This window comes from Candidatus Thermoplasmatota archaeon (assembly GCA_029907305.1).
GTDB lineage: Archaea > Thermoplasmatota > E2 > DHVEG-1 > DHVEG-1 > JARYMC01.
In genome coordinates, this window is record JARYMC010000107.1 from 1 (window position 1) to 4,121 (window position 4,121).

5 protein-coding genes and 1 tRNA gene are annotated in these 4,121 nt (G+C 37.1%); 3 read left to right on the plus strand and 3 right to left on the minus strand.

What is annotated here, in order from left to right; all coding sequences use genetic code 11:
* The first annotated feature begins 255 nt into the window (after positions 1–255).
* From QHH19_06920 to QHH19_06930, 3 genes are read left to right on the plus strand one after another with little or no spacing between them, the layout of a single operon-like run.
* On the plus strand, positions 256–492 hold the full coding sequence (locus tag QHH19_06920; protein MDH7518054.1) for a protein translocase SEC61 complex subunit gamma: 237 nt from the start codon (positions 256–258) through the stop codon (positions 490–492).
* 13 nt (positions 493–505) lie between these two features.
* Entirely contained in the window at positions 506–1,018 is a 513-nt protein-coding gene (locus QHH19_06925) for a transcription elongation factor Spt5 (protein ID MDH7518055.1), read from the plus strand.
* A 1-nt stretch (position 1,019) separates the two neighbouring features.
* Positions 1,020–1,496: a 50S ribosomal protein L11 gene (locus tag QHH19_06930; protein ID MDH7518056.1), complete on the plus strand. Its 477-nt coding sequence runs from the start codon at positions 1,020–1,022 to the stop codon at positions 1,494–1,496.
* Here the strand turns inward: QHH19_06930 and QHH19_06935 are convergent.
* The 3 genes from QHH19_06935 to QHH19_06945 all read right to left on the minus strand — a co-directional run bounded on the left by QHH19_06935 (position 1,483) and on the right by QHH19_06945 (position 3,888).
* Entirely contained in the window at positions 1,483–2,154 is a 672-nt protein-coding gene (locus QHH19_06935; protein ID MDH7518057.1) for a CehA/McbA family metallohydrolase, read from the minus strand. The two genes, QHH19_06930 and QHH19_06935, sit on opposite strands and share 14 nt — an antisense overlap.
* Before the next feature lie 259 nt (positions 2,155–2,413).
* Positions 2,414–2,486, minus strand: a tRNA-Gly gene (locus tag QHH19_06940).
* A 46-nt stretch (positions 2,487–2,532) separates the two neighbouring features.
* A complete protein-coding gene (locus QHH19_06945; GenBank protein MDH7518058.1) occupies positions 2,533–3,888 on the minus strand; it encodes a tRNA(Ile)(2)-agmatinylcytidine synthase in 1,356 nt (451 codons plus the stop codon).
* Positions 3,889–4,121 lie beyond the last annotated feature (233 nt).

Genomic DNA, 4,121 nt, shown 5'->3' on the forward strand with positions numbered 1-4,121 from the left:
ATTATTAAGTAACTTCTAGTTTCATTCAAAAACTACTTCTCTATGCCATCACCCTATCGTATATCCTCTTTAAATCCTTTCCCTGCACCTTTTAGATTATTACGAAATTTACATGAACAAAAATGACATTAAACCAACTCATTTGCAGACTGAGCTGTTACGGGCAATAATATTATATATAACTAGTTATTTGACGGATTAGATTTTATTTGAGGTGTAAATATAGTGAAATTATTCAAAAGTGACAAAAGCTTTATGGAAAGAGCCTGGGATTTACAACACAGGATAGAGGCTAGACAGAAGAGAATAGGTATGGGTAAATACGGTAGAGTCCTTAAAATGACTCGTAAGCCTACTAGTGAAGAATACAGCAAAACATCGATGATAACAGGCGTAGGTATACTAGTTATAGGTGGTATAGGTTTCGTAATTTTTTTACTTGCTACCCAGGTTGCACCTTGGATAGCAAAACAACTTGGTTTGATCCACTAGATGGTGTAATATTATGCAAGATGTAAATTCTGATGATAGCATGGAAGAAAAAACAAAGATTTTTACTATAAAAACACAGGTTGGTAAAGAACAGAGCGCAGCTGATCTAATAAGTAGCAGGGCAGATAAATCAAAAATAAAGATACCCTCGATTCTTGTGACACCAGAGCTTAGGGGATATATTTTTGTTGAAAGCTATGACATAGAACGTATAAAAGAGATGGTTAAAACAATTTCTTATGCACGTAACATACTCGAGGGTGATACACCTATACAGCAGATAGAGCATTTCCTTGTACCAGCATCCACTGTTGCAAAGATAGCTGAGGGTGACGTGGTTGAGATGATAGCTGGTCCGTTCCGTGGTGAAACAGCTAAGGTTACACACATAGATGACACAAAAGAGGAGATAACTGTTGAGCTTTTTGAGTCTGTTGTACCAATACCAATAACAGTTAGAGGAGAGCAGGTTAGGGTGATAAAGAGAAAAGAAGAAGATAAAAAGAAAGAGGAGGAATCAAAATAGTATGCCGGATACAGTAAAAGCACTTGTTGAAGGTGGGAAAGCATCTGCTGGTCCACCACTTGGTCCAGCGCTTGGTCCACTAGGCGTAAACATAATGCAGATAATAAACGCAATTAACGATAAAACCAAACAGTTTGAGGGTATGAAGGTCCCAGTGAAGGTTATTGTTGATTCTAAAACAAAAAAGTTTGAGATAGAAGTTGGTACACCACCTGCTTCATCACTCATCCTGAAAGAACTACGTGTTGAAAAAGGATCAGGATCACCATCAACTCATAAAATTGGTAACCTCACAGTTGACCAAGCGATCAAGATCGCTAAAATGAAACAAGATGGCCTCCTTGGTAAGGATCTTAAAAAGAAAACAAAAGAAATCATAGGGACTTGTGTATCACTTGGTGTAACAGTCGAGGGGAAAAAACCACAAGAAATCCAGAAAGCAATCGATGAAGGTGTTTACGACTCTAAATTCTCTTAAAACCACGTTCGAAGAACTGTCTGATTGATTTAAGCATACGATCACGCCTCACCCTCAAAGGGATTGTGCTGCCTTCACCCCACGTGTTTTTCTTTTCAATAAAAGAAAGAACAGAGTCTACGTTATTGTCTGTAGTATCTATTATCGTGTACCCATAGCCTGCATACAATGGGTCATGTGCGTCGCTGCCACCGGTTCCACCCAAGTTGTATTGTTTGGCTACCCTAGCTGTTTTGATGTTTGTTTTGGGCATACTACAGCCGTTGAAAACCTCCATAGCAGGAACCTTAGTGTATATTGTTTTTAGTTTTTCTTCCTTTATACCAGACATTTTCCTAAAAAGATGTGGAACAATTGGTATGCCGCCTTCGTCTAGTATTTTTTCAACTGTTTCTTCAACTGTTAGTTCACGTTGTATCTCTTTTTTAATGTTTAACGCTAAAATATGTCCATCAAGGGTTGATATCTCTATGCCTGGTATTATTATGAACTCTTTTGGTTTAAGTTTCAACGCCTCAATTGATCCTTTTATTGAGTTATGGTCTGTGATAGCCATACCATCTAGTCCTTTTTTCTGCAAAAAATCCATTATCTCTTTTGGGGAACCAGAGGCATCCTCTGAGTACTGTGAGTGAATGTGTAAATCAAGTTTAAGCATAATTTAAACAACCAGCTTTTACAACAGGTAGTTACCATCAGTATTATAAAGTTACGATTTTGAAAAAAATGCATGTCCAATCAAGGTTTTAAAGTCTAGTTTTATAGAAAGAAAAAAAATTATTTTCAAGTATATGAATTGAGAAACAACTGTCTTATGATATTTTTTCTATGGTATGTGTGTTAATAAATGTGGCAATAAAAAAATTCAAAATCTAAATGTTAAAAAAAATCCTGCGTGAACCTCTTCAGCTAAGAAATGCGGGCGCCGGGATTTGAACCCGAGTTGTAAGCTTGGCAAGCTTAAGTGATACCAGACTACACCACACCCGCAGGTTAAATTTTAGAAATCAAGAAAGCAAAACATCCTTAAAAAGCCTTATGGTTTCATTCTTTTCAATGGTTTACTGATATGTCTTCTAGCGCAAACAGGTACCTCATAAAACCCTAAAGAAACCCTTCTTTCTTTTTCCCTCAAAATGGGTTTTTTACTTTTAGTCCCACATCTAACACATCTATAACCCTGGTTTTTACCCTTAGATTTCATATGTTTACCGCATCTTGGACAAACAGGGTTTTCAAACTTTTCAATTTGTTTTTCTAATCTCTTAATGTTTATCTTTTCTAGGTTAATAGTCAAAGGTTTTCCTCTAACGCCACCATAAACCTCAACAACATCACCAGATACCAACTCTCTTACTATATTTCTAAACTCTTTTGTCGGCTCATAAGCAGCACAATCAATCTCACCGGATGAATCTTTTATCCTAAAAATAACATGCCCGCCCTTAATTGTATGAGGTGGCTCACACACGCGTCCTTTGGTTATAACAGATTGATAAGACTGTATTTCACCAACGATTTTCCTCTGAAGATGATCATCAGTGCCCTGGTTAGTCTCAAAAACCAACCAGCTATCAACCCTCTCAGACTTAATCATCCCATACGCTCGTACCAATTCTTCTTCATCATCCCCACGTATACCATACAAAACAGGGCAGGGTGAGTTTGGCACAAGCCTATTATGCTTATTTCTGTAATCATAGTTGTCAAAAGTTGATAAACATCTTTTATCCATCTTTTTCACAGACCCATCATCCACATTCCTCTCTGTACCCCACCTCTTTTTCTCTCTGTAAGTGATCAACTCGTAGGTGCTGTCTTTTAATGGACGCCAAGCGATTGATGCGGTAGCACCTATAAGACCACGACAGTTCTTGTAACCTTTATACTCTGCTTTCATGGATTTTAAAAGTTTTTTAACATCATTTAAAGAAACGATGTCCTTCACTGTTTTTTCATAAAACCCAAAAGATGGCTGCTTCTTTGTTATAACAAAACCGCTGTTGGTTTTTTTATCATCTAATCTAGCATACTTATCAACGATATTTTCCACAATATTACTTATTTCTTTTATATCAGAATCTGATAAATTTTTTGATGATTCTTTCGAATAACAAAAAATGTTTTCATCATCTATTTCTCCGGTCCTAGTTTTTCCATCGATGCCTCTTCCAACTCTAAATGAGATTGCTCCGTTACCCCTAGTCTTCCATGGTATGTTTGGGTTTAATCTAACAAGCCGCGGGTAACCTATGATATCGTAGTCTTCATCGACCAGTTTTTTTATTATAGTCAGTGCTACGTAGGTTGTGCAACCACCCTTAACTGAATCCGTATCATCGATTCCTACCCAGATGTTTTCACTCCCGATATAGTTAAAATTTAATTTCAATACAGAACTATGATTTATAAAGTTTTACGGGTGAAATAAACAAGTAAAGAACGTAGAACTATGCATATAAAACTATAAGCAAGCTAATAAATCCAAAAATTAACATTTTGTGAGCGAGAAATCCCCAGACTTTAGTATGGGGGTGAATCGCGCTATTTTTCTTCTAACAAACATTTTTACTTCTGGGCAGGCGCACCCGCCAGAGGGATGCCATAGAACACCTGCCCAGGGCG